We start from the raw sequence: 1,182 nt of genomic DNA, 5'->3' as shown, positions 1-1,182 counted from the left end.
ACCTGGTCATGGGTGACGTAGATCATGGTGGTGGCAAGGGTCTGGTGCAGTTCGGAGATTTCCAGGCGCATGTTGACGCGCAGCGCCGCATCCAGGTTCGACAGCGGTTCGTCGAACAGGAAGGCGGCCGGTTCGCGCACGATGGCGCGGCCGATGGCCACCCGCTGGCGCTGGCCGCCGGACAGCTGGCCCGGGCGCCGGTCCAGATAGTCGGTCAGGTTCAGCACCTTGGCGGCAGCTTCCACCTTCTTGTCCTGCTCGGCCTTGTCGAGACCCGCCATCCGGAGGGGAAAGGCGATGTTCTTCCTGACCGACATGTGCGGGTAGAGCGCATAGGACTGGAACACCATGGCCAGGCCCCGCTTGGCCGGGGGCACTTCGGTGGCATTCTGGCCGTCGATGTCGATGACACCGGTGGAGACGTCCTCCAGGCCCGCGATCAGGCGCAGCAGCGTGGACTTGCCGCAGCCGGACGGTCCGACGAAGACGACAAACTCGCCGTCGTTGATCTGAAGGTCCAGAGGCGGGATGACCTGGACGTCGCCGAAGCTCTTGGTGATCTGGTTGAGGGTAATCTGACCCATGATGAAGCTCCTATTTGACCGCGCCGAAGGTCAGGCCGCGTACAAGCTGTTTCTGGCTGAACCAGCCGAGAATGAGAATGGGGGCGATCGCCATGGTCGAGGCGGCGCTCAGCTTGGCGTAGAACAGGCCTTCCGGGCTGGAGTAGCTGGCGATGAACGCCGTGAGGGGGGCCGCCTTGGCCGCTGTCAGGTTCAGGGTCCAGAACGCTTCGTTCCAGGCCAGGATGATGTTGAGCAGCAAGGTGGAGGCAATGCCGGGGATCGCCATGGGCGTGAGAATGTAGAGGATCTCTTCCTTCAGCGTTGCCCCGTCCATGCGGGCGGCTTCCAGGATCTCGCCGGGGATCTCCTTGAAGTAGGTGTAGAGCATCCAGATGATGATCGGCAGGTTGATCAGCATCAGCACGAGGGTGAGCCCCACCCGTGTGTCCAACAGCCCCAGCTCGATGAACAGAAGATAGATCGGATAAAGCACGCCGACGGCCGGAAGCATCTTGGTGGACAGCATCCACAGGAGAATGTCCTTGGTGCGCTTTGAGGGCACGAAGGCCATGGACCATGCGGCCGGGATGCCGATCAGAAGGCCGATGACGGTGGA

The 1,182-nt window shown here is 62.5% G+C and carries 2 protein-coding genes; both read right to left on the bottom strand.

The genetic code is table 11. The annotated features are described in order from the left end of the window. Positions 1-584, bottom strand: a 584-nt coding sequence (locus tag RBB47_RS30965; RefSeq protein WP_305989793.1) for an ABC transporter ATP-binding protein, incomplete at its 3' end; no start/stop codon positions are given. A gap of 10 nt (positions 585-594) precedes the next feature. Continuing rightward, positions 595-1,182: carbohydrate ABC transporter permease (locus tag RBB47_RS30960; RefSeq protein ID WP_305989792.1), on the bottom strand; the 588-nt coding region annotated here is incomplete at its 5' end.

It is taken from the genome of Roseibium sp. MMSF_3544 (genome assembly GCF_030732845.1).
GTDB lineage: Bacteria > Pseudomonadota > Alphaproteobacteria > Rhizobiales > Stappiaceae > Roseibium.
This window is presented reverse-complemented; position numbering and strand designations above follow the sequence as displayed.